Source organism: Mucilaginibacter arboris (assembly GCF_009754915.1).
Taxonomy (GTDB): domain Bacteria; phylum Bacteroidota; class Bacteroidia; order Sphingobacteriales; family Sphingobacteriaceae; genus Mucilaginibacter_A; species Mucilaginibacter_A arboris.
The window spans coordinates 186,646-211,245 of record NZ_WPIK01000004.1; the positions used below are offsets into that span (position 1 = coordinate 186,646).

Consider the following 24,600-nt stretch of genomic DNA (forward strand, 5'->3'; position numbering starts at 1 on the left):
AAGCTATATATGCTTTTACCATCTATACCAAAAATCTTTATTAAATTTAAAATTATCGTTACTAGACTCTTCTACCGTTAGATTTGAAAATACCATCAATTTTGAATTAGTCTTGGTAGCCTTAATACCAGAAGCATAACCACCCGGAATATGTAAGATTTTATTTACTCCTTCTTCTAAGTTATATTCTTCATAGTCTAAATCAGTGGATGGACTATACCAGTCGTCAGGTTTAACAAATACAAGTTTAAAGGCACCTTTTAAAACATAAAACCATTTATTTTCAATTTTATGCCCTTGCCATGCTCTTATATTATGCACATGTGAGTGTTCAATTAAATACATCCGTTTAATTGGGTACATGTTAAAATCATTGAAATAACTTAGTACTCCACGTTCATCCGTATGTTTATTACCTGTAATGAGTGTAATGTTGTTTATATTTTGTACCATGTTTATTACTATCCATTGTATTGAACAACTTCCTCTTTACCAAAAACTTCATTTTTAATTAGAGGAAGCTTTGATAATAATTTTTTCATCCCTTCCACTCCTTCTTGCTTAGTATTATGTGAATGGTAATCTTCAACATTGGAGATATCCTTTTTACCCTCCGAAAAATATTGATTATAATTTAAATCTCTATTATCAGCTGGTATTCTATAAAATTCGCCCATATCTTCTGCTTTCAACATTTCTTCACGGGTGCACAAAGTTTCATAAAGCTTTTCCCCATGTCGAGTTCCAATAATCTTAATTTTAGAATTAGATTTACATAATTCAATAAGTGCTTGTGCTAAATCACCTATAGTACCGGCAGGAGCTTTATTTACGAAAAGATCGCCCTGGTTACCTTTGGTAAAAGCAAACAAAACCAAATCTACGGCTTCTTCTAATGACATTAAAAAACGTGTCATAGCAGGATCTGTAATTGTTATGCTTTCTTTATTCTGTATTTGCTTCAAAAAAAGCGGAATAACAGATCCGCGTGACCCCATTACATTACCATATCTTGTCAAACAAATTGTAGTAGTATTGTCGGTAATGTTACGAGAGGCAGCTATTGCTACTTTTTCCATTAGTGCCTTAGAAATACCCATAGCATTTATTGGATACGCAGCTTTGTCTGTACTTAAGCAAATAACCCTGTTAACTTTATTAGCAATAGCTGCATCTATTGTGTTTTGAGTACCGAAAACATTTGTTTTAGTAGCTTCTATTGGAAAGAACTCACAAGAAGGAACTTGTTTTAAAGCAGCAGCATGGAAAACATAATTGACACTATGCATAGCACGTTCTATGCTATTATAATCTCGCACATCACCAATATAAAATTTCAGCTTTGGGTTATTTAAAGCAACCCTCATGTCATGTTGTTTTTTTTCGTCACGCGAAAAAATCCGTATTTCTCTTATATCTGTATTTAAGAAGCGATGCAATACTGCGTTTCCAAATGAACCAGTGCCACCAGTAATTAAGAGAACTTTGTCTTTAAACATATTAATTATATCTATCCTAATGAGTTATTTTATTGATTGTGCCTAATACCTCTATCCAAGTATTGGCTGAGTGCTTATTCCAGATATTCGAAGGAATGATTGCCTTTTCATACTTAATTAAATTATTAAAAGCATCTGCCCAAGCCTGAGAATCATAACTATCTATAAATTCTACATTCTTGTATCCTGCAAGCGTTTCTAAAGCATATTCCTCTTTTGCGCAAAAGATATATTTGTTTTGTGAAGCCGCTTCTATCAAAGGTAAGCCAACGGTTTCAATAGTACTAGGGAACAAAACAACTTTAGATTGAGTATATTCCTGCCATATCCTATCCTTACTAAGATTACCTGTGAGAGTAATGTTATTTTTCATGCAACTATAATCCTCCATTAATCCCAATGTTTTAATTTCATCTTCTGTAAGGGTTAACACCAAATTGGTTCTTTTAAATAAATCGTTATTAACAAGTTTTAGAATTTTTAGCATTTCAAATAGCAAATTATGATTTTTATATATAAAACCTGTTGCTGGATAAAATAATCTATATATCTCCGATACAGTTACTAATTGGTCATCAACGATATGCAAAGCTACAGATGGTGGTATAACAAATATTTTTTTTAAAGCAACATCAAATTTTTTCGAAAGCTTCTTTTTTATCCATTCAGCCTGCACTATAAAATATGTATTACGCATAATTAAATACGATACAAAAAAAGGATATATTTTAGCATAAAACCATAGAATTCTTTCGTTCTTTTTAATGGGATTCCAGTATCTTGAAATTAAAGGAATTATATTGTGATAATAAATAAGTTGAGGAATCTTTTTATCAAAAACAACCCCTGTATTTTGAAAAGACATAATAAGAAATGGTTCAATCTTCAGTTTTTTAATACTTCGCCTAAAGCCATAATAATCCCAAAATACTCTCTCTAAATAGTTTTTTTTATTCAGTATAATAAACTCAATATTTGTTACTGCTTTAATTTCAAGTTTAACACAACAGAATACTATAAAATTTAAATTAAATTCATTAACACTTTCAAGAAACTGCTGAAGTATTGTTAAAGCCCCACTCGTAACAGTAGCTGTTGCATTCACAACAATTGTTTTTTTGCTGCTAGTACTTTTTTCTGATATCATGGAAATTTTCTTTGCATTATTCAATACTTTCTTCTTTATTATAATTATTTTTTTTATTCAATTGATGTTTTATCATAGAAAAGGCTACTGGATAAATCAGTTGTATACTTGCTGCAGAATAAGAAATTGTATTGTGAAAATTAGCCAATATAATTATATTAAAAAGTATTGCTAAGCCTGTAACTTTATAAGTATCTGATTTCTGAATTAAAAAGTAATACAGATTAACTATTGCTATGAAATAAAGAAATAAAAATATTATCCCTTTCCAGCGTAAATATGAAAAACTATAAACATACATTGTACCTACGTTTAAGAAAGGATTAATTTGATTAAACTCCTTTTGATCCTGCTTAATAAAAAACTTAGTAAAAAAACCAGGCAGGAATTCATTTAGTATTAAGTTACTATAGCTTCCTTCTGGCTTTCTAACATAGTTAATATTATTTTGAAGATTGGCAACCGGAGAAGCCACATACAAATATGACCAATAAAATTCTTTTGGTATTGAACTGCTAAGAAACTCCTCTGTAGCTCCTGAAGACCTAGGAATATAAGTTGGGTCGCCTTCACCCGACCTAAGATTGCCCAAATAGCCAAACATAAACAGCACTACTATTACGCCTATTATAGTTTTAAAAATAAGCATTACAGATATTTCCCTTTTCCCCAACAAATATACAATCAGTGTTCCCAATAAAATATTTAAAATACTTGACCGATAAACTAGCAGTAGAAATGGAACAATAGAAATAAGGAAAAACAAAAAAAGTTTTCCTTTTTTTAAAGAAATGTATTGGTGAAATAAATAAATAGTATAAAAAGTATTAAAAGAAACCAAGAAGGTATGTATAACAGGTATGCCAAATGAATCTTCAGTAGTATATTCATATGTTCCTTTTAACAATTTTATCAAAGGGATGTTTCTTGAATAACATGCTTCAAAAGTATAAAGTGCAAAGATGATTGATATTATAATTGCATTTGTTCTCGATTCTTTAATTTTTGTATACTTAAAAGGCTTAATTAGGTTTATAACAAGTCCCAATATTCCGCATATTAAAAAAGTAAATATATAAAATAGAAGTAGACCCATACCTAATCTGGGGTAAAGTGTTGACCATTGAAAAGAATAAAAAACAAAAGGAACAATAAAAGAAAATATATATATAAAATTAGGGTTAAAAAGTATTTTTTTTATCATTTTAAACTTTCATAATATAATGGCTATTCAAAACTACTAATACGACTATTATAAATAGCCTCCGTCTGTTCTATTGCTGTTTGAAAAAAATATCCCACTTTAAGTTTACTTTTTATTGAATCTATATTTTTTAACATGGCCTCATATTGATCAACATTTATTTTATCAATTATATCGCTTAGTTCAATTAAGTTATTAATAACAATGCCAATACCATTCTCTAAAACAAATTTACTTAAAGCTGCATTATTGGGTAATATTACCGGAAGCCCAGATGCCAAATATAATGAGATCTTATGTGGATTATTATAAGCAATGTAATTACCATATAGCCCGTCGCACTGCTCAATATTGTTTCCATCCCAAATTAAACCAAAACTACCTTTTAACTTTTCAACAAGATCTTCTGCGCTAAAGGTTCCTTCCCATATTACATGCTCTTGTTTTTCAAGACGCTTTAAATTTAAACCTGGTCCATATAATCTAAAATAAATATTTTTCGAGATACTATCTAAATCGTAGATATATTCACCCTTAGCCAGATTACCCGCAATTACTACATCTTTTTTACCTTTACTAAATATTGATAAACGATTGAATTCATTTTCGTTTGTATATAAATAATCAAAAATACCTAATACTATAATTTCTGCTTTAATAGACTTAGATTTCAACCATTGTGTCATATTATCATTATGTGTAATAAGCACATCATAAGCATTTAAATTACTAATTTCATAAGATACCTTTTGATTAGACTTTTGAAACCTCAAAGAATCCAAGTCATGAATCATACAAGCAAAAAAACAATCTCTAAACTTTAATAATTTAATAAACACTTTAAAATAACCTTTTAATCCAAATAAAGGATACTGAATTATAATCAATGATCTTGGTTTTATTTTTAATATTATAACTATTAGTTGAAATAGTATTTTTATTAAGTTGACAAAAATTAAATACTTATGCTTATAAAAATTCAATTGAATAAGTTCATACCCTTGCTTTTCAAGTATTTTTGTGCAGTCATTAACAGCTTTATTTCCTGCATGCTTTAATTCATTATTAATTACATTTATATATATATGGTATTTCATGTGTTGTGTTAATATTATGAACGTGTTTAAACTTTTTTCTATGTCTCTATTTTGGGGCTGATGCTTTTTTTAACCTATTAAAACTGGTGCCTTGATCGACCTAAATCAATCAAAACCAGGCAATACAAATTTTTAGGCGGTAAAAGAAGCATGGTATAAAGCACAAAAAAATAAGTTTAAACAAGTTCTATAATTAAGGATGTTTCTATCAACTTAATATTTTCGGAATTTACACTATTATATAAATACGTTTTTTAAAAACGACATGCTTATACATTAAAAGATCAAATTATCATCAACTTACCCCAGGCTTCTAAACAATAAATTAATTCTTTTACTCCAACCAATCACAGATAAAAGTAATCGTTGTTTGATAGTAAGAAAACTCTTTTTATTTTTCTTACTAATTGCATTATTCCAAATACTGATTTCAAGTTTCAATAAATAAACCCAGAAATACATTTTTTTTTCAATCATCAATGGAATAGCTATATCATTGTAATATCTCAAAACAGAATCATAAAATTTTAGATTTAAACCAGGTGTATGTGAAACTCCTTTATTATGAATACGATATGCCACTAAACACTTAGGAATATAGTGAAATTTAATGTTATTGATTAATATTTTAGTCCATAAAGGGTCGTCTTCTAAAAATGGATAAGTTTCATTAAACCCACCTAAACTACTTAGCATAACTCTATTAAGAAAAACAGCCGGTGCTTTAATAAAATTAGCCTTTAATTGTTCTTTTATTTGTGTTTTTAATTTTGAAGGGAAAACAGATTTATAAGGCCAGGTACTTAATACATTATCAGGTGTATCTTTGAATGTTTTTAGCTTTGAAACTAATACCCTTGCATTTGGATTTTTCTGGGAGTAATCCATAAATGAAGATATACAATTTGGCAATAATAAATCATCGCCAGCAATAAGCTTTATCCATTCCCCACTTGCTTTTGCAAAACCTCTATTACAATTAGAAGCTATACCTGTGTTTTCATGATGTTCTAGGATTTTAATATTGGTAAACCTATTTTTGTTCTTATCTAAATACATCCATTCCTTACATAATTTTATTGTTAAGTCATGAGAACAATCATCGGAAATTATTAGCTCGATGCTTTTATAATTTTGCTGCCAGATACTTTCAAGTGTTTCAATAATAAATTCCTCGGAATTATATGCTACAACAATTACACTGACTAATCTTTCTAACATCATTTAATCTATTTTAATAATAAATATTGTCCTTAATAGCACATGTATCTTCAATTGAAATCAGAAACTTCCTAAATCAGGTAGTTCTTTGTCATTACAATCTTAGTGTTTGATTTTGAAAAATTAATTTTCTAAAAATGAAAATCATAATGAAAAAATAAAACATATAATTTAATGCAAAAGCTATAGTTATCCCATAAAAGCCATACTTAAATACTAATAAATATCCTAATCCGATGTAACTTATACTAGATAAAATTTCAGTAATAACAAACAATTTTGTCATTGCTTTCGCCAACATTAAGTAGGCTAATATCCATGCTGCTATTTTAAAACAGTCTCCTATTAATTGCCATAAAAACAATCGTTCCATAGACAAAAAACTTTCAGTATATAAAGTTTTTATGATAAAGAACCGTAAAAGGTAAATGATAACAGAAGTAAGGAATACTAAAGGGACTATTATTTTATATCCTTGAAAAATTTCCTTTCTTAACTCACGGTTCTCTTTTAGAGAAGATAATTTTGGTAAATAATAAGTGCTTAAAGAAGTTGTTATTAGCATTAAATACCCGTCTGAAATCCGCATCATGCCCTGCCAGTATCCAGCAGAATTCATACCGGTCTTAACAATCAACATATTTCGCAAAATGATTTGTGATACAGGAACAGTTAATGCTGTAACAATAGCCATTAAACTGTAATGGCTTAAATTAATAGCCATTTCTTTATTATAAGCTTGTTTGAAGTAATCCCAGGAAAACCAGGGGCTTTTTAAAATTAAGGTAGCTGTAACAAAAAAAACAATGGATTGAGCTAGGACAAGCGCATATAATGCCCCTTCAATTTTATAAAAATAAACCAGTATAATGGTAAATACTAAACCAATTAAACTCCCGGCAGTATTGACAATTGTATAAGTTTTGATTTGCCCCTTCCCGTTTAATATAGATATTAACAAGGAATTTAAAGCATATAGGACAATTGTTAATCCTAATATCCGAACCGGGTTTGCAAAGATATCACTGGTAAATATCCACTTTGAAAAATAGGAACCAAATACAAGCAGTAATAATCCAATAACTGCTGAACAATATAAAGATATTTTTAAAGCTGTGCTAAATAAGGATTTTAATTTATCCTCGTTATCATTATATTCAGCCGTATATTTTACTATACCAGTATTGATAGCCCCATTTGCAAAGGTTAATATAATAGTAATAAAATTTGTAAATGCACCTATTAAAGCAACGCCTGCGGGTCCGGTAAATATAGCTATAGCCTTACCTGCTACAAAACCCGAAGCAATACGAATAAGGGTAATAATAGCAGAAAAAAAGGTTGTTTTTACTAATTTCAAAATTTATACTTAAACCCATTCAGTACTTCTATCACGCTGTCTACTTCGTTGTCAGACATAACCGGACTTAAAGGTAAACTTATTACTTCGCCATGTATTTTTTCGGAAACAGGGAAGCTAAGGCTGTTCCATTCCTGATAAGCCTCTTGTTTATGTGGCGGAATAGGATAATGAATAACTGTTTGAATGCCATTATCAGTAAGATATTTTTGCAAGTATTCCCTATTGCTAGTACGAATAACGAATAAATGCCAAACTTGGGCTTCCTGTAATTTTACTATAGGCAAAATAATTTCAGGGTTTGTGATCCATGTTAAATAACGATTAGCAATATCTCTTCTTATTTGAGTTTCCTGATCCAGGCTTTTTAGTTTAACACTCAAAAGTGCTGCCTGCAATTCATCTAAACGACTGTTTACCCCTTTAAACTTATTTTGGTATTTAACCTGGGAACCATAGTTTAATAAAGCCCTGATTGTCGTTGCTAATTCATTATCATTAGTAGTAATTGCTCCGGCATCACCTAAGGCACCTAAATTTTTACCCGGGTAAAAACTAAAGCCTGCGGCATCTCCAAAATTACCTGCACGTTTACCGTTAGCTGTTGCACCATGCGCTTGGGCACAATCTTCAATTACCTTTAAATTATATTTTAAAGCAATCGCATTAATTGCTGCCATATCACATAATTGTCCGTATAAATGAACTGGCAATATAGCTTTAGTTTTTGGGGTAATTTTAGCCTCAATTAAATCTGGATCAATGTTATAGGTAGTAATATGGGGTTCTACCAAAACAGGAACCAGATTATTTTCTGAAATTGCTAAAATACTCGCAATGTAGGTATTTGAAGGAACTATTATTTCATCTCCTTCCTTGAAAATACCAAGTTCTTTATAAGCCCTAATAATTAGAATCAAAGCATCTAATCCGTTTGCTACACCAATAGTATGCTTTGTACCGCAATAAAAAGAAAAATCTTTTTCAAACTGTTTTACTTCATTCCCTAAAATGTACCAACCAGAATCCAACACACGTTCAAATGCTTGTTTCAATTCTGATTTATATTGTTGATTTATACTATATAGATCTAAAAAATTTATCATTATACTTGCTTTAACTTATACGGATCACTTATAATATAAGTGTTTATATTAAACTTCATTTATTGAAGTTCAATTTAATAACTTCTCTTTCAATAATATCTGGCTTATACTCTAATAATTTTTTTTCATTTAAAAATCCGGTTAAAACAGCGGCGGTATTAATTCCTAATCTTTTCCCAGTTTGAATATCTTTTCCGGTATCACCAACGAACCAATCCTTTGAGTGTATAGTTACCCCATTTTTTATCAAATCATGTTTTTCTTGTGTTTGACCCGTTACAAATACCTTCTTTACAACATCCAACCATCCAAATTGATCAATTTGTTCCAAAGCCCTTTTTTCAGATTGTCTTGAAGTAACAATGAATATTTTATAGGTGTATTTTAACTTATTCAAATAGTCTGATATCCCTTCAAAAGGCGTGTCTAAAACGAGCCACTCTGGAAGTTCAATCCTTTCTAACCATTCTTTTTCAAATTTACTTATATCTTCCAAACTATAAGAAAATACATTTTGTAAGATTTCCTTGTGACTAATTTTATTTCTTTTATATGTCCAGTATTCATCAAAAGATAATTTAGATGATGGTATCATATTTTGAAATAGCTGATAAAGCCTAGGTCTGGACTCTATTAAGGTACCATCCAAATCAAAGAATATATTTTCCATTCCTTTGGTTCATATAATGCCATTCTTCAGCAAGACCGCTATCGAAATCTGTTTCAGATAGTAATAAATATTGTTTCATTTTACTATTATCAAATATAAGGCTTCGCCCAACAGTAGTGGTGGCTATGGTTTCAATATTAATAACCTTACCACTTATATTAATCAATTTGTTTACTAAATCGGCAATGGAGATTGCATTACTACTTACTAAATTAACCGGTCCAATATCTTCATTTAAATTTAAAGCGTTTAATATGCACTTAATTATATCCTTGATATAAATAAAGGCCCTAAGTTCTTTTCCACTACCCCAAATTTGTACCGGCTCATTTTTAATTATTTTTTTAATAGTAACTGGTACTATCTTTTGATATACCTCTTCGCCTGGACCGTACACATGTCCAACACGAAGAATCTGACACATTTTGTTCTTATCGTTTGCCCAGGAGGCTATCAACTTTTCGCTGTATAACTTTGAAAAACCATATAATGAAATTGGTTCTATAAGTGATGATTCTGAAATCAGATCAGCCTTACCATACACATCCAATGTACTTAAATAAATTACCTTTTTTAAATTAGGTAAGTCAGTGTCTAATAATTTTTCCGTATTGTAAATATTTTCATTACATCTTTTCCAATCATTAGATTGTGAAGCATTTTTTGGTGTATATGCACCAGCATGAATAATTATATTAATTGAATTAGCATAACCACTTTCACTAAAGTAGCTTCTTTCGAACTGATAATTATTGTGTAATAAATATTTACAACCAGATATTGGATTTGATGTTAATGCTAAAACATTATCAATTCCATACATTGCAATAAGTGCAGAAAGTAAATGTTGGCCAATAAAACCGGAAGCCCCAGTCAATAATATCATTATATATTTTTTATCCTTTTTTCAATCTCTTCTGATTTCATCAATAACGGCTTAGTGTCCATACCTCTTAGCCATAATAACCCGTCATCTAAAGGATTAATTTTAATCTTTAGTTTCGGAAACTCTTTATACAAAGCAATGTCCTTAAAAATCTCAGGCATATTTAAACCAGCGTCTGTAAAAAATAATACAGTGGTAAAAAACCTAGAAATGTTTATTTCTGTAGGATTAGGTATTCCATCTTTATCATAAGTCATATCTACTCCAAATATTCCATGTGGCTTATTTGAAACTGCTTTAATTGTTTCTATTGAAATCCTATCAACTTCCGGGTTTGAGTACGTTTGACCAACCTTGGTAACACCTGTAACACCAGAAACTGTTCTATTCCCATGTGTCCAGCCCTTCCTTATCCTGGTTTGAGCAACCACCAATTCTCCCTCATACCAAATAGACAACCAAGTTACTGTTTCGGGTAATAGCATTTCCGCAGCGACAAAATCTCCCCATCCATTGTATCTTTCTATCCAGCCTTTAGCAAAAACAAAATCATTGGTAGGCAAAGCACCTTTTCCTCCCCCTCCTATAGAGGATGCTCTTAACCATATATTTCCTTTTCCATTTCCCAAATCAGAAAAAGCCCTTTTTAAATCTTCTTCATCATTTATTAGATAGTTAGTTGGAACTTTTATACCTGCATCCTTACATTTCAAATAAGTTTTATATTTATGTACACAAGTATCAATTACTTCATGAGCTGGCATAAATGTTTTAACCCCACATGCATGAATTTCGTCTCTAAACTTTGAAGCATGATAAATTTCTAAATCATTTTGAAAATGAACTAAATCAGGTTTTATGGAATTTAATAAGGATATTAATGAACTTTTATACTCATTTGAATCGGCATATGGTATATGATACTTTTCTTGGGCATTAGATAAAACTAAATCTGTGGGCTCACTTCCCATTCCTAAAATTATTTCATTTTTATTGCTTTTTAAAAGTGAATTTATTACTCCTTCAGAAGGTGCCCCACCTGCTCCTGCTATTAATATTTTTTTCATTTTACGTAACTTAGAAAATCTTTGTATTCCCTTATATAATCTTCTTCAGAATATTTTTCAGAAGCCAATACCAATAATACAGCACCTGAGGAGAAATTATTTAAATCCCTCCAAATTCCTGGAGGTACATATAATCCATAGTTTGGCCTGTTTAAAGTAACTGTTTTTTTGATAATACCATCATCCAAAACTATATCAAAACTTCCGCTCGCTGCAATAATTAATTGTTGCAATTGTTTATGTGCATGTCCCCCTCTTGTTTCACCTCCGGGTACATCGTATAAATAATAAACTCTTTTTATATCAAAAGGTATTTCTACTTTACTATTTAATGGAGTAATATTGCCGGCCCGGTTATGAATTTTGGGTAATTCAATAACATTACAATTATAAATAGATGTTTTCACTTATTTTTTTTAAAATCCACATAATTATATTCATAATCTTTTGCACTATAATTTTCGGATGCAACCACAAAAGCTAATGAGTTAGTTGAAAAGTTTTCCATGTGTCTCCAAATACCATTTGGAATATATAAACCGTAATATGACCTATTCAAAGAGAATGTCTGTTTTACATTTCCATCATCAACTATAACATCAAAACTACCCGAAATAGCTATTATAAATTCTTGATTCTTAAAATAAGAATGTCCTCCTCTTACCTCCCCGCCTGGAACGTCATATATCCAGTAGGCACGTTTTATGGTAAATGGAATATGGGTATTTTCTTCTATAAATGATAGATTTCCTCTTTCATCTAAAATTTTAGGAAGTTTTATAAGTTTAAAATTAGATAATGACATTTTTTTACTTAAGTATAATATCAAAAAATTTTCTTACTGAAATTAAGACCACAATTAGAAAACCTCCTAAAAAACCACCCAATATTACACCTTTCGATTTACTTAAACGATCAATAGGCAATGGTAATACCGGATCATCAATTACCTGTATTAGCGGTGTCTCCTGGCGTAAAGATATTTTTGAAATTTCCAGATTTTTGACAATCTCACTATAAATTGCAGAATTTGCCTGTACATCAACCTGTTTTTTTTGCGAAGGTACACGCAATGTTTGCAGTAGTGGGTTTGCATTTGGCGCGGCATCAATAGCGGAGGCCACTCCACCTATAGAATAATTTAAAATCCTTTTTACACTGTCTGCCTGTTTCTGTAAAACCTGCACATTTTGGTAGCTTTTTTTTGTTTTCGTTTGTGTGTAAAAATCATTTACAGTTTCTACCAGTTTAATATTAAACGCCTTTGAAAACAGTTCATCACTGGTAGCAACATCAACTTTTATGATACTTAACTTTTTATCTAATTTTTCAACATTTAATACTTTTTTGTTAAAAAGCTCTACAATGTTAGTAATGATACTGTCCTGTTTTCTGTTAAATTTTTCAGGGTTTCCATTAAAAGATATTGAAACTATATGGTCCTTTTCTTTCCATTTATTGCGTAATTTATTGTAGTCAATATACCGATCAATTAACAGTTCATTTTTACCATTTATATTTACCGGAGTTAATAAAGTTTTTTCAATCATGACCCTGGATTTATACAATTCCAGAATATTATCACCCTGAAATATCCCACCTGCACCACCTCCGCCAATATCTATTCCCGCCATTGATGCCAAACTTGCATATTGACTTAGTCCTCCTGTCTTATTTTCTTCTAAAACAAATGTACTAGTTGCGGTATAAATTGGCTTTTTAAATATAGAATATAATAACCCTAATGCGCCACCTAAAATACCACTTAGTAGTATTATAGCCCACTTGCTTTTAATATAATTAAAACCTGATCTTAATTTTAATATAAGTTCTTTTAATGATATTTCTTCAGAATCGTTATTCTTATCCATTTAACATCTTCTTAATACTTTAAGCTTGAACATTAAGCGCTTTTAGTTATGTCGTAAACTAAGTATTCCTAAAATAATTGCCCCTAACGATGCCAAGCCTGTAGTAAGGCCCAGTACTGTCTGAATGGCATTTCCCACGCTTTTAGGCTTCTCAGGAACATAAATTTCGCTTCCGGGTTTAACACTTGGATGGTTGTTAAAGAAAAGTATTTTCCGTGTGCCTCGTACAGTTCCGTTTGGATAAACTACATAAGCCCTCTTTTTCAAGGCGTTCGGCGAAAAGCCGCCTGCATTTAAAACATATCCTTTAAATGATTTTGACTGATTGTAAACTACTGCACTTGGATAAAGCACCGCTCCGTTTACACGGACAATTTGTTGCTGCTTAGGGATCCTTAAAACATCGCCATCTTCCAGCAACAAATCAATTTTTGAACCTGGTGATTTCAAAATACTTTCGAGATCAATACCTACATAATTGTTTCTGGGTTGTACCTCGTTTGTATCAGTAGAATCTTTGTAAGCTCTTTTTAAGCGGTTCAATCGTTCGGCCCTTTCCTGTGCTATTGCTATTGTATCTGATCTGTTTTTATCAATCCCTAAGATCGCAGTATTATTCCTTTTTAATGACCCGCCCTGAACATCCGCTGAAGCAGTCAGTCCGCCTGCACGCGCCAACAAACCAGATATTTTTTCATTTTTTGTTTCAATCGTATAAGATCCCGGATATAACACTTCACCTTCAACTTTTACTGTTTTTTGCTTTTCATAGCCGGGCAAACTGTAAATAGAAACAATATCAAAAGGCTTCAATACAAAATTTACACCAGCCAATTTTAACTGGCTATCTACATTAACACTAAATACTTCTGCTACTTTACTGCTCTTTGATTCCGGATCTGAATTATTTATCCTCCTGGCAACTTCAATCCGTTTAGGGCTTGCGCCTTCGGCAAATCCACCTGCTTTTAAAATCAGGTCCTCTACTTTCATATTTTCTGCAAAAGCAAAAATGCCGGGCCTCCTAACTGAACCATTAATGGTGATCTGGTATTTATCACGAAGATCAAATATGGAAGAAATATTAACCACATCTTCCCGCTGCAAAGAAATAGTGGCTACTTTGTTTAGCACATCTTTTACATTAAAAGATATGATCTCTGTACTGTTATCCGGTTTTAACCTGGTGATCGTTCCGCGCTCTGTAAATGCGTCCTCTTTTAAACCAGCTGCATTTTCAATCAACTGCAATAAGGTTAACCCGTTTTGCAGTTCATATTCTCCAGGGCGAAATACTGCTCCGTTAATGGTAACCCTGTTTTCAAACCGGTCAAGAATAGACTGTACGTAATATTTATCACCGCGCAAAGGTATATAATTCTTGTAATCAGCCTCCACCACATCTGTTAATTTGCGCTGCTGATCACTAATTTGCGATACTTTTATCCGCGCGGTATAAGCACTGTCGGTAAAACCGCCTGCATAACGGATTATATCCTGCAAGCTTTCACCTGGTACAACTTCAAATAACGCAGGGATTTTTATCTGGCCTGCCATCTCTACCCTTGTCCTGTAAGTGGGTACGCGTATAATATCCTGGTCTTGTAAAGCAATATTATCCTTTTGATTACCTTTTACCAGGAAATCATAAACATCCAGATGCCTGATGATACGGTTATTCCTGATGATTTCAATTTGCCTTAAACTACCGTTTTCATTAGGACCGCCCGCGGCATAAAGTGCATTAAATACGGTTGCCAGAGATGGTAAAGTGTAAGTACCGGGTTTTTCTAACTGGCCGATCATGATTACCCTGATACTACGGATATTGCCCAGGGTTACTTGTACACTTGTGCCGCGGCCTATAGCATAATTATTAGCAGCAAGCTTGCTTTTTATCAATGAAGTAGCATTTTCGATCGTTTTGCCACCAACATTTAAAACACCTATTCCGGGAATGTTAATGTTTCCTTCGGGAGAAACATCCAGCTTCCAATTGACCAAAGAATTACCATAAACATTGATATTAAGCTGATCGTCCGGGCCAATGATATAATTTACCGGCGTCGCCAGTTTCAGGTTAGGCTCAAACGAATTGCTTTTATTTCTGAAGAGATCAGCGCCAAATATTTTAGGCCTTAAATTTTCGAATATATCTTTTCCAATCGCTGTTGTATCCAGGTTATCTGGTTTGTAATTCAGCCGTCGCTGGCTAACGCTGTTAGTGTCTGTTAAACTATTAGATCCTGCCTTGCTGCGCATTTCCTTAATCCGAGCTTGCAGTTTTTGTATCTGGCTATTAGACATTCCCCTGCTTTGGGCTTGCTGTAATAATTCAACATCACTTAACCCTGAGTTTTGTGCCTGCTGCATTAACTGTTTTATCTGCTGGTCAGAAAGATCATCAACGTTAACTGAAGAAATATTTTGAAGATTGGTTTGAGCTGAAGCACGGTTTACAATCCCAAAAAAAACAAAAAGGGGAAATAAAAATATAAGAAAATTAAATTTATTCATAAATTAAATTTATCAGAGTATTTTTTTACTACTCCAATAAGCAACATTAAATTTCTGCAAAAGTAAACCAAATTATCATTTTAGAAAACTATATAAGGTTTTGTATGTGTTTCCTGTTACGGTAACCCCTAAGAAGGTTGGGTTTATGTTACATCCAGGATTTATAATGCTTCTTTTATACCTATAATTTTTGTTTTTATCCTTTTTGCTATCATGCTGTTACATTGACATTTTTTGTACGATAAAAGAAGCATGAAAAAAATTTGACCTCCTTTAATCCTGAATATAGGATTTTATGATAGCGTGGATATAATCATAATGGTTTTCATTCAATCCTGGCCAAACACCCAGCCAAAAAGACTGGTTCATTATAGTATCTGTGTGAGCCAAACCACCAATAACGCGGTGTTTGATATTGGCATAGGCAGGTTGTTTTAACAGGTTACCTCCAAACAGCAACCGGGTGCCAATTTTTTGTTGTTCCAGATGTTGTACCAACATGTGCCTGTCGTTTGCATCTCCTTCTCTTAAGGTCAGTAATAAGCCGAACCAGGAAGGATCAGTGCCTGGCGTTGGCTCTGGCAGAATAAATATTTCTTCAAATTCTTTCATGCGTTGATATAAAGCCTGATAATTTTGACGACGTTTCGCTATAAACCGATCTGCTTTATGCAACTGCGACACACCAATAGCTGCCTGCATATCCGTCACTTTTAAATTAAAACCAATGTGCGAGTAGGTATATTTATGATCGTATCCGTAAGGCAGGTTGCCTAATTGCTGAGAAAACCTGCAACCACAGGTATTGTCTTTACCGGGTTCACAATAACAATCTCTGCCCCAATCCCGGAAGCTTTCTGCAATTTTTGCAAGTATTGGGTTATTAATTAATACTGCGCCTCCCTCACCCATAGTAATATGATGGGCCGGGTAAAATGAAAAAGTGGAAATATCGCCGAAAGTACCGGTTTTTTGATCATGATAAGTTGCACCTAATGCATCACAGTTATCTTCCACTACCCATAAATTGTTTTTTTTTGCAACACGCATTATTTCATCCAAATCAAACGGATTGCCTAAAGAATGCGCTATCATAATGGCTTTTGTTTTTGGAGATACGGCAAGTTCCACCTGGTCTGCTTGTACGTTATGTGTAGCAATATCCACATCCACAAAAACAGGTACTGCACTAAACTGGATAATTGGATTGACAGTAGTAGGAAACCCTGCGGCAACCGTAATGACTTCATCGCCCGGTTTAATAGCGCGTTCGCCTAATTTTGGGGATGTTAAAGTGTAAAAAGCAACCAGATTAGCAGAAGAACCTGAATTAACCAATAATGCTTTTGGCCTATTAAAATAAGCCGCAAATTCTTTTTCAAACTGGTTGCAAAAACGTCCTGCGGTTAACCAGCCATCTGCTACGGCTTGCATACCTAGTAACAGGTCATCCTCTTCTATAATTTTCCCGGTAACCGGGATATAATCCTTGCCAGGCTCGATCCCTCCGGAAACATTCAGTCTAAAATCTAAATTTTTAATTAGGGTATTTGCCATTACAAGTTTGTTGAATTAGAGGGATTTGATGCCCAGGATGCTTTATCCAAAGCTTTCTTTGTATAGTCCTGGATTTGCTGTATCCTGCTTTTTAAAACAGCTTCTTTGTTCTTTTCTGCCTGATAACCTTCAACTGTAAACTTCACCGTTTCATCAAAGTTTAATACCGGTTGCCATTTTAACTGACTAACTGATTTAGATACATCCAGCTTTAAAAAATTGGCTTCATGGTGTTGGATAACATTTTCAGAAATTGAATAATTACCAGAACCTTCCATCTGTTTAAGTTTGTCGATTAGTTCTTTTACCGGATAATTATTAGCATCAAGCGGACCAAAGTTCCAACCGCCGGCATATTTTTTACCTTGTAAAAACAGCATGGCGCCCAGGGTTAAATAACCGCTTAAAGGTTCCAAAACATGTTGCCAAGGGCGGGTTGCATCAGGGTTACGCAAAACTAATTTTTCATCGGCATTAACAGCACGAAAATAATCAGGCACAATGCGGTCTGCTGCCCAATCGCCGCCGCCTATTACGTTTCCTGCACGGCCAGTTGCTACTGCACAAGTATTTTCTCCTGTAAAAAATGAATTGATATAGGAAGTTGTAATTAATTCGGCACAGCCTTTAGAAGCACTGTAAGGATCTTTGCCGCCCATGGGGTCATTTTCACGGTAGCCCCAAACCCACTCTTTGTTGTCATAACATTTATCACTGGTAATATTGACAGCAGCTTTTACCGATGGCGTTTGTCGTACTGCTTCAAAAAAGTTAACAACACCCATCAAATTTGTTGCAAAAGTTTCTGCAGGTTCTAAATAGGACAATAATACCAGCGGTTGCGCTGCGAGATGAAAGGCAATGTCTGGTTTTACTTCCTGAAAATAAGCTTTTAATTTCGCTGCATTGCGTACATCACCTTCAAAATGATGAAGTTCTTTTTCTAATTTACAGGTAACAAAGTTATCCTTACTGGAATTTGGTGCTAAGGAATAGCCATACACTTCTGCCCCAAGTTCTTTTAACCAGATGGCTAACCATGACCCTTTAAAACCCGTATGGCCGGTTAACAATACCTTTTTCCCTTGATAACAATTCCAGAAACTCATGCTACCAAACCTTCCATTTTGCACGGTCCATAGTCCAATCTTCTTCCAGTTCATGCTTTTCACGTAGTGTATCCATCGGTTTCCAAAAGCCCTGATGCTCAAAAGCAACCATTTGTCCTTGTTCTGCTATTTTTTCCATAGGTTCACGTTCCCATAAAGTATGGTCTCCTTCTATAAAATCAAAAACCTGCGGTTCACAAACAAAATAGCCTCCATTAATCCAAGAACCATCTCCTTTTGGCTTTTCCATAAAAGAATGTACAGATTGGTTATCCAAGATATTTAATGCACCAAACCTTCCGGAAGGCTGAACAGCAGTTACTGTACAGTATTTGTTATTATTTTTATGGAATTGATAAAGCTCTGCGATATTAACATTAGCCAAACCATCACCATAAGTAAGCATAAAAGTTTCATTGCCAACATGTTTTTGTATCCTTTTTATCCGTCCGCCCGTCATGGAATCATTGCCGGTATCTACTAATGTTATACGCCAGGGTTCTGCTTGAGAATCATGAACTTCTATTCCATTTTTAGATAAATCAATGGTGACATCGGATTGATGCAAAAAATAATTAGCGAAATATTCTTTTATCATGTACCCTTTATAGCCTAAGCAAATTATAAAATCATTAAAGCCGTATGCAGAATAAATTTTCATAATATGCCAAAGTATAGGCATTCCGCCAATTTCTACCATTGGTTTTGGCTTAACAACTGTTTCTTCTGATAAACGGGTACCTAAACCTCCTGCCAATAGTACAACTTTCATACAGATATTTTAATTAATCAACTATAATTTGGATGTTTTCGGTTACCGGGTAGCTACAGCAGAGCAAATATTCATCTTTATTTAAAGAGGGCATGGTTTCCTGGCTTCGGATTGATTTTAGCTGCCCCGACAATAACTTTCCCTTACAAACTGTGCAATTTCCGGTTTGACAAGAATAAGACAGATCAATCATCGCATCTAAACCAGCTTCTAAAATACTTTTTCCTTTGATAACTTCAATTGCATGCTCCTTTCCGCCCTTAATAAGGGAAACCGTTCTGGTTATTACGTTTTCAAAGTCTTTCGGGTTAGCTACCCGCTTAAATTCTTCAGAAAAAATTTGTTTAGGGCCTATACCTTCTTCTTCAAGTACTTTTTTTACGGATTCTTTTAGCCCCGCAGGGCCACAAATGTAATGAACTGTGTTACCCAGATCGCCTTCTTTTTTCAAAACTGATAATACCGTTTGCGGATTGATACGGCCTTGAATAAGATAAGGATAAGCCGCATCTACAATCGCTTTTGTATGAAAATGCCAAACAGAAAAATATTCTGCATACTGTTTTTGCAACTCATTTATTTGACCGCTAAAAATAGCACTTTCGTGGCCCCTATTTCCATAAACCAAAGTAAGATGCCGGGCAAACTGATGATGAAGCGCAAATTTGGCTAAAGATAACAAAGGTGTTATGCCGCTGCCTGCCCCCCAAAGTATTAGGCGGCTATTGCCGTTGATCCCTTTGTTTTCCAAAGTAAAATCGCCCATTGGTTCCATTACTTCAACAATATCGCCCACCTTTAAACAATCTGCAATATGATTGGAAACAACCCCTCCGGGTACTCTTTTTACGGTTATATTTAATGTATTGTCAATTCCTGGCGCAGATGAAAACGAATAAGGCCTGATATACCTCCGGTTATTGATCCGAAAAATCAAAGTAAGGTATTGCCCCGAATGGTATTTTATTTTTTTTAGGGCTGGCTGCTTAAAAACAACAGTAACCGTATCCTGGGTTTCCTGGCGTATTTCTGCAACTTTAAGTGTATATTGTAGCATATCAAGCAGGTTCAGCAAGAAACCCAGGTTTAAATTAAATCTTATCTATTGTATTTCTTTTTAATATTAATACTACAATATTAACTACTTGTACGGTATTTATAACATAAAGTTAATCACCCGGTGAAATACTCCTTAAATTAATCTGATTTAAAGGTTCTTTAGCATACTTGTTATAAAAGCTTTTGACGGAGAAGGCTTTACTATTGTTCTCAGTTTCAATATCATTGATAATTAAATATAGATTTTTTGCCTTGCCGGTCTGCTTTAAATCATTTACTATCCCTAGCTGTGATTTATATGTATACTTCTGGCGGACAACATACAAAATAACATCTGCTAATTTCTCAATTAGTAAGGCATCTGCTACTACACCGATCGGAGGGCAATCAATAATAATGTAATCAAAGCGTTTTTTCAGCTCATCAATTAATTTTTCCAGTTTTGGGCTCATTAATAGTTCAGCAGGGTTTGGGGGAATAATACCGGAAGATATCAAAAAGCATTTTTGATGAAACCACAAAGGCTTCAAAATATGATCTATTTTTACAGAATCCGATATGGCATAATTGGTATAACCGTCGCTGTTATCTACGCCCATATTTTCTGAAAGTTTTGGTTTCCGCAAATCAAGTTCTAAAAAAACAACTTTTTTGCCTCCTAAAGCCAGGGTACTTCCTAAATTTAAGGCCAGAAAAGATTTTCCTTCACCGCTCATGCTGGATGTAAACAGCACTACGTTAGATTTTTGGTTATTTGATATAAATTGCAGGTTAACAATTACTCGTTTAAGCTGTTCGGTAATGATAGAACCTGACGAATGATGCGTTACCAGATTTTTATCTTCTGCAGAATGGTTAATTTCGCCAATAAGCGGTACTTTAGTAAGTTTTAAAATATCTGCTTTTGTATTGATGCGGATATTAAGCAATTCTTTTAAAAACAAATAAATGGCAGGAAGTATCAAGCCAAGTATCAATCCAAAAATATAAATAATAGATTTTTTTGGTTTAAAAGGCGAAAAATCGCTTTTGGCAGGATCAATAATCCTTGGGCCGTAAATATTAAAAGTTTTTGAAATAGCTATTTCTTCACGTTTTTGTAATAGAAACAAGGATAAACCCTGCTGCAATTTTTGCTGGCGGACATAATCTAAAAAGCCTTTTTCCTTCGCTGTCACCTGTTTAATTTTGCCGGTAAAAGAAGCATTGAGCTTATCCAATTCATTTTTAGAAACCGATAAGCGGCGCTCATAAGAAGCTAAACTTATTAATAGCGCCTTCCGTGCAATAGCTGTCTGCTGATTTAGGTTTTCAACAGCAATACTATCACTGTTAGACAAAATTTTAAATTTTTCCCGCTGTAAAAGTAACTCGTTATATGCGTTAATTTCGCGGGCAATTGTTGGTTCTTTTGTTGTTAATGAACTTGGTATAGTTTGGTTATTATCATTTTTGTTCAGGTAACTTTTAATATCTTGTACCAGCAATAGCTGTACTTCAAGCTCATTTAACTTTTTATAGTAATTGCCTGCGCCAGATATTAGTGCTTTAGATTGATCACTAATATCAGCAATATTATTTTGTTGCTTATAATCCTGCAATCGTTTTTCAATGGTACTTAATTGCTTGCTTACTGTGGCTAAACGCTTATTTATAAACTTAATGGTACTATCCGCAATACTGTTTTTATTCAGCAAATTATTATACAAGTACAATTGCATCAGTTTATTTAAAATCGCCTCACCTTTTTTAGGGTTAGGATAATTTAATGAAAGATCAATACTGCTTGCCTGTTTATTAGAAAGCTGTGCATTAAAGTTTTCAAGAAAACATGATACTGCTTCATCAGGCGCTTGTACTGTAATTTTGTATTTACCTCTTTTTTTAAACAAAGCCGTTTTATTTAAGGCAATTGAGAATTGAGGAAGTTTTACTGGTTGCCCAAATAACGCAATCTGGTCCAGGTCTTCCTTGCTGTTTTTAATCTGATAATGTTTGTCATCTTTTATTTGAACAATGTATTCCTGCCCGCTAATGGTATCACGGTTTGAAGTGATAGTGATATTAAAAGGTGCATTTTCGTAAATCTCCTGAAATTTTAATCCTGATTTTGCATAAGTTCTTACCTGTAATTGCATCTCCTGAACTACCTGTGCCATCAGCTTTCGCGATCTCAGTATTTCAATCTCATTGTCCGTACTGTTTTTTAAACTTGCCGGAGATGCCAATAAATCAGGATCAGCCTCAGTATCTCTGGGAGATTTTTGGTCCTGAATTAAAATTTTAGCACAAATTTCCCATTCAGAAGAAGCAAAATAACCATAAACAGCAGCCAGGCTTAAACAAATAAATGTACTGATTACAAATAGATACCAATTGCTCGTCAGTTTGGCCAGAATATCTTTAAGACCAACTCCATCTCCTTCTAATTGAGGTTCAATACCTGCTCCGGATACTTTAGGATACATTTGTATTTTGATTTCAAATTTGCATTAGAAACAATTACCATTTATACTAATGTAAATATTTACTATTGGTATAGGCCAGTAGTTAGAAGATTTATTTTAAACTGAAAGTTAATAAAAGTACGGTTAGCCTTGTAATAAGCTTAAATTTAGCAGTATGGGTGATAGTAGATATTAATACGATGTGCATTAAAAAATAAGTGAGATAAAAAAGTATTTTATCTCACTTGATTTATACGGAATTAGTACTGCTAAAATTGAATACTGTTTTTAGCAGTAAAAAAACTATGCCTGTGTTTTTAGGCCTGGCCGACCGGGCCACCAAAATTTAGTGGTAAAGCGCTTACTTCCTTAATTTTTATTTTACCATTAACCGCTTCAAACCGTTCTATATTATCTTCCATTGCCATTAGTAACCTTTTAGCGTGTTCTGGAGTTAAAATAATACGGCTTTTAACCCTTGCTTTGGGGACACCCGGCATTACGCGAATAAAATCAAGTACAAATTCAGAATCAGAATGAGTGATGATAGCTAAATTGGAATAAGTACCTTCAGCCATATCTTCAGACAGTTCAATATTCAGCGGATTTTCGTTTTTCTCTTCCATAATTATTCCTTGTTTAAGGCATGCTTCTTTTATCAACTAAAAACTTACAACGTGGTTAATTGAGGGCAGAAACAATTATAATAATATTTACTTAGTGCCAAAATGTGTTTCTACTTTTTTAAGTGCCGATCCAATAATCTGATGCATATCATAATAACGGTATTCCGCTAAACGGCCGCCAAAAATTACGTTCTGCTCCTGATCTGCCAACTCTTTATATTTTTTATAGGTTTCGTTGTTTAACTGATCGTTTATCGGATAAAATGGTTCATTGCTTCCATCCCATTCTGCCGGATGTTCGTGTGTAATTACTGTTTTGGGTTGTGTGCCAAATTCAAAATGCTTGTGCTCAATAATACGGGTGTAAGGTATATCACGTTCTGTGTAATTTACCAATGCACTTCCCTGATAATTGTCTGTATCAAGCGTTTGCTGATCGAACCTTAAACTACGGTATTGCAATTTACCAAACTGATAATCGTAATACTGGTCAATTTTACCGGTAAATACAATTTGAGGCGCTAAAGAGTTGTAATACTCCTTATTGTCGAAATAATTTTCATTTAACCTTACTTCTGTTCCTTCTAATAAACCTTCTGTTAACTTGTTATAACCGCCATTTGGAATGCCCTGGTATGTATCGTTAAAGTAATTATTATCATAAGTAAACCTTACCGGTAAACGTTTAATAATAAAAGCAGGCAGGTCTTTGGCATCGCGGCCCCATTGTTTTTCTGTATAACCTTTAATTAGTTTTTCATAAATATCAGTACCTACTAATGACAAGGCCTGTTCTTCCAGGTTTTGCGGGTCCGTAATGTTCAGGTCTTTAATCTGATCAGCAATTACAGCTTTGGCTTCTGCCGGCGTTTTTACTTTCCATAACTGGTAAAAAGTATTCATGTTGAAAGGTAAATTGTACAATTCGCCTTTATAATTAGCAACCGGAGTATTTGTGTAGCGGTTAAATTCTACAAATGAGTTTACATAATCCCAGATACGTTTATCATTTGTATGAAAAATATGCGCGCCATACTTATGTACGTTAATGCCTTCTACACTTTCGCAGTAAACATTTCCGCCGGCATGGTCTCTTTTATCTATAATTAAGCATTTCTTACCTCTTTTTTTAGCTTCGTATGCAAAAACGGCCCCGAACAAACCAGAACCTACAATTAAATAATCGTACATAAAATTAACAGATTTCTATTTTTGTAAAAGTGTGAAATTTTAATGATAGTACCTATAAGGTAATTTCAAAAATTGTATCCTATCAGGTTACAAGTTACAGAGATGACCTTTGTTATCAATGCTTCTTTTATATAAAGTCCATTAGAAATTTACAATTAACTTTTGGAATCTTAAGTATTTTTAACTGTAACCTA

The 24,600-nt window shown here is 33.3% G+C and carries 22 protein-coding genes; all 22 read right to left on the reverse strand.

Annotated elements, in window-relative coordinates; genetic code table 11:
- Positions 1 to 15: 15 nt before the first annotated feature.
- The 22 genes from GO621_RS05555 to glf all read right to left on the reverse strand — a co-directional run bounded on the left by GO621_RS05555 (position 16) and on the right by glf (position 24,406).
- Positions 16 to 453, reverse strand: coding sequence for a WxcM-like domain-containing protein (locus tag GO621_RS05555; RefSeq protein WP_157564977.1), 438 nt, complete (start codon positions 451 to 453; stop codon positions 16 to 18).
- An 8-nt stretch (positions 454 to 461) separates the two neighbouring features.
- A complete protein-coding gene (locus tag GO621_RS05560) occupies positions 462 to 1,499 on the reverse strand; it encodes a polysaccharide biosynthesis protein (protein ID WP_157564979.1) in 1,038 nt (345 codons plus the stop codon).
- A gap of 16 nt (positions 1,500 to 1,515) precedes the next feature.
- On the reverse strand, positions 1,516 to 2,646 hold the full coding sequence (locus GO621_RS05565; RefSeq protein WP_157564981.1) for a glycosyltransferase: 1,131 nt from the start codon (positions 2,644 to 2,646) through the stop codon (positions 1,516 to 1,518).
- 16 nt (positions 2,647 to 2,662) lie between these two features.
- Positions 2,663 to 3,850: an O-antigen polymerase gene (locus GO621_RS05570; RefSeq protein WP_157564983.1), complete on the reverse strand. Its 1,188-nt coding sequence runs from the start codon at positions 3,848 to 3,850 to the stop codon at positions 2,663 to 2,665.
- Between the two features lie 23 nt (positions 3,851 to 3,873).
- Entirely contained in the window at positions 3,874 to 4,947 is a 1,074-nt protein-coding gene (locus GO621_RS05575) for a hypothetical protein (RefSeq protein ID WP_157564985.1), read from the reverse strand.
- Between the two features lie 300 nt (positions 4,948 to 5,247).
- On the reverse strand, positions 5,248 to 6,171 hold the full coding sequence (locus GO621_RS05580; RefSeq protein ID WP_157564987.1) for a glycosyltransferase family 2 protein: 924 nt from the start codon (positions 6,169 to 6,171) through the stop codon (positions 5,248 to 5,250).
- A 91-nt stretch (positions 6,172 to 6,262) separates the two neighbouring features.
- Entirely contained in the window at positions 6,263 to 7,528 is a 1,266-nt protein-coding gene (locus GO621_RS05585; RefSeq protein ID WP_157564989.1) for an O-antigen translocase, read from the reverse strand.
- Complete coding sequence (locus GO621_RS05590) at positions 7,525 to 8,634, reverse strand: DegT/DnrJ/EryC1/StrS family aminotransferase (protein ID WP_157564991.1); 1,110 nt, start codon at positions 8,632 to 8,634, stop codon at positions 7,525 to 7,527. The genes GO621_RS05585 and GO621_RS05590 overlap by 4 nt, the downstream gene beginning before the upstream one ends.
- Positions 8,635 to 8,689: 55 nt before the next feature.
- Positions 8,690 to 9,304 (reverse strand): HAD family hydrolase, encoded by a 615-nt coding sequence (locus tag GO621_RS05595; RefSeq protein WP_157564992.1) that lies wholly within the window; start codon positions 9,302 to 9,304, stop codon positions 8,690 to 8,692.
- Positions 9,285 to 10,190, reverse strand: coding sequence for an NAD-dependent epimerase/dehydratase family protein (locus GO621_RS05600; RefSeq protein ID WP_157564994.1), 906 nt, complete (start codon positions 10,188 to 10,190; stop codon positions 9,285 to 9,287). The genes GO621_RS05595 and GO621_RS05600 overlap by 20 nt, the downstream gene beginning before the upstream one ends.
- Positions 10,190 to 11,257 carry an ATP-grasp domain-containing protein gene (locus GO621_RS05605; RefSeq protein ID WP_157564996.1) on the reverse strand — a complete coding sequence of 356 codons (1,068 nt, stop codon included), beginning with the start codon at positions 11,255 to 11,257 and terminating at the stop codon, positions 10,190 to 10,192. The genes GO621_RS05600 and GO621_RS05605 overlap by 1 nt, the downstream gene beginning before the upstream one ends.
- Entirely contained in the window at positions 11,254 to 11,664 is a 411-nt protein-coding gene (locus GO621_RS05610; RefSeq protein ID WP_317163392.1) for a sugar 3,4-ketoisomerase, read from the reverse strand. The genes GO621_RS05605 and GO621_RS05610 overlap by 4 nt, the downstream gene beginning before the upstream one ends.
- On the reverse strand, positions 11,661 to 12,062 hold the full coding sequence (locus GO621_RS05615) for a sugar 3,4-ketoisomerase (protein WP_157564998.1): 402 nt from the start codon (positions 12,060 to 12,062) through the stop codon (positions 11,661 to 11,663). The genes GO621_RS05610 and GO621_RS05615 overlap by 4 nt, the downstream gene beginning before the upstream one ends.
- A 4-nt stretch (positions 12,063 to 12,066) precedes the next feature.
- Complete coding sequence (locus tag GO621_RS05620) at positions 12,067 to 13,128, reverse strand: Wzz/FepE/Etk N-terminal domain-containing protein (RefSeq protein ID WP_157565000.1); 1,062 nt, start codon at positions 13,126 to 13,128, stop codon at positions 12,067 to 12,069.
- Positions 13,129 to 13,170: 42 nt separating this feature from the next.
- On the reverse strand, positions 13,171 to 15,645 hold the full coding sequence (locus GO621_RS05625) for an SLBB domain-containing protein (RefSeq protein ID WP_157565002.1): 2,475 nt from the start codon (positions 15,643 to 15,645) through the stop codon (positions 13,171 to 13,173).
- Between the two features lie 273 nt (positions 15,646 to 15,918).
- Positions 15,919 to 17,202: a lipopolysaccharide biosynthesis protein RfbH gene (rfbH, locus tag GO621_RS05630; RefSeq protein WP_157565004.1), complete on the reverse strand. Its 1,284-nt coding sequence runs from the start codon at positions 17,200 to 17,202 to the stop codon at positions 15,919 to 15,921.
- Positions 17,202 to 18,365, reverse strand: a complete 1,164-nt coding sequence (gene rfbG / locus GO621_RS05635; protein WP_198170145.1) for a CDP-glucose 4,6-dehydratase — start codon at positions 18,363 to 18,365, stop codon at positions 17,202 to 17,204. The genes rfbH and rfbG overlap by 1 nt, the downstream gene beginning before the upstream one ends.
- Positions 18,313 to 19,083: a glucose-1-phosphate cytidylyltransferase gene (gene rfbF, locus GO621_RS05640; RefSeq protein WP_157565019.1), complete on the reverse strand. Its 771-nt coding sequence runs from the start codon at positions 19,081 to 19,083 to the stop codon at positions 18,313 to 18,315. Before rfbF ends, rfbG begins: the two co-directional genes overlap by 53 nt.
- A gap of 13 nt (positions 19,084 to 19,096) precedes the next feature.
- Positions 19,097 to 20,158, reverse strand: coding sequence for a ferredoxin--NADP reductase (locus GO621_RS05645; protein ID WP_198170146.1), 1,062 nt, complete (start codon positions 20,156 to 20,158; stop codon positions 19,097 to 19,099).
- Positions 20,159 to 20,252: 94 nt separating this feature from the next.
- Complete coding sequence (locus GO621_RS05650; RefSeq protein ID WP_157565022.1) at positions 20,253 to 22,610, reverse strand: GumC family protein; 2,358 nt, start codon at positions 22,608 to 22,610, stop codon at positions 20,253 to 20,255.
- A 296-nt stretch (positions 22,611 to 22,906) separates the two neighbouring features.
- Positions 22,907 to 23,215: a DUF3467 domain-containing protein gene (locus GO621_RS05655; protein WP_157565024.1), complete on the reverse strand. Its 309-nt coding sequence runs from the start codon at positions 23,213 to 23,215 to the stop codon at positions 22,907 to 22,909.
- An 87-nt stretch (positions 23,216 to 23,302) separates the two neighbouring features.
- Positions 23,303 to 24,406: a UDP-galactopyranose mutase gene (glf, locus tag GO621_RS05660; RefSeq protein ID WP_157565026.1), complete on the reverse strand. Its 1,104-nt coding sequence runs from the start codon at positions 24,404 to 24,406 to the stop codon at positions 23,303 to 23,305.
- Between the last annotated feature and the right edge of the window lie 194 nt (positions 24,407 to 24,600).

Excerpts from the sequence above, each read along its gene's own strand:
- GO621_RS05580 (WP_157564987.1), bottom strand. The coding sequence starts at position 6,171 with ATGATGTTAGAAAGATTAGTCAGTGTAATTGTTGTAGCATATAATTCC.
- GO621_RS05605 (WP_157564996.1), bottom strand. The coding sequence starts at position 11,257 with ATGAAAAAAATATTAATAGCAGGAGCAGGTGGGGCACCTTCTGAAGGA.
- GO621_RS05655 (WP_157565024.1), bottom strand. The coding sequence starts at position 23,215 with ATGGAAGAGAAAAACGAAAATCCGCTGAATATTGAACTGTCTGAAGAT.
- GO621_RS05600 (WP_157564994.1), bottom strand. The coding sequence starts at position 10,190 with ATGATATTATTGACTGGGGCTTCCGGTTTTATTGGCCAACATTTACTT.
- GO621_RS05560 (WP_157564979.1), bottom strand. The coding sequence starts at position 1,499 with ATGTTTAAAGACAAAGTTCTCTTAATTACTGGTGGCACTGGTTCATTT.
- GO621_RS05575 (WP_157564985.1), bottom strand. The coding sequence starts at position 4,947 with ATGAAATACCATATATATATAAATGTAATTAATAATGAATTAAAGCAT.
- rfbF (WP_157565019.1), bottom strand. The coding sequence starts at position 19,083 with ATGAAAGTTGTACTATTGGCAGGAGGTTTAGGTACCCGTTTATCAGAA.
- GO621_RS05565 (WP_157564981.1), bottom strand. The coding sequence starts at position 2,646 with ATGATATCAGAAAAAAGTACTAGCAGCAAAAAAACAATTGTTGTGAAT.
- GO621_RS05625 (WP_157565002.1), bottom strand. The coding sequence starts at position 15,645 with ATGAATAAATTTAATTTTCTTATATTTTTATTTCCCCTTTTTGTTTTT.
- GO621_RS05615 (WP_157564998.1), bottom strand. The coding sequence starts at position 12,062 with ATGTCATTATCTAATTTTAAACTTATAAAACTTCCTAAAATTTTAGAT.
- GO621_RS05570 (WP_157564983.1), bottom strand. The coding sequence starts at position 3,850 with ATGATAAAAAAAATACTTTTTAACCCTAATTTTATATATATATTTTCT.
- GO621_RS05650 (WP_157565022.1), bottom strand. The coding sequence starts at position 22,610 with ATGTATCCTAAAGTATCCGGAGCAGGTATTGAACCTCAATTAGAAGGA.
- GO621_RS05620 (WP_157565000.1), bottom strand. The coding sequence starts at position 13,128 with ATGGATAAGAATAACGATTCTGAAGAAATATCATTAAAAGAACTTATA.
- rfbH (WP_157565004.1), bottom strand. The coding sequence starts at position 17,202 with ATGGCAAATACCCTAATTAAAAATTTAGATTTTAGACTGAATGTTTCC.
- GO621_RS05590 (WP_157564991.1), bottom strand. The coding sequence starts at position 8,634 with ATGATAAATTTTTTAGATCTATATAGTATAAATCAACAATATAAATCA.
- rfbG (WP_198170145.1), bottom strand. The coding sequence starts at position 18,365 with ATGAACTGGAAGAAGATTGGACTATGGACCGTGCAAAATGGAAGGTTT.
- GO621_RS05595 (WP_157564992.1), bottom strand. The coding sequence starts at position 9,304 with ATGGAAAATATATTCTTTGATTTGGATGGTACCTTAATAGAGTCCAGA.
- GO621_RS05555 (WP_157564977.1), bottom strand. The coding sequence starts at position 453 with ATGGTACAAAATATAAACAACATTACACTCATTACAGGTAATAAACAT.
- glf (WP_157565026.1), bottom strand. The coding sequence starts at position 24,406 with ATGTACGATTATTTAATTGTAGGTTCTGGTTTGTTCGGGGCCGTTTTT.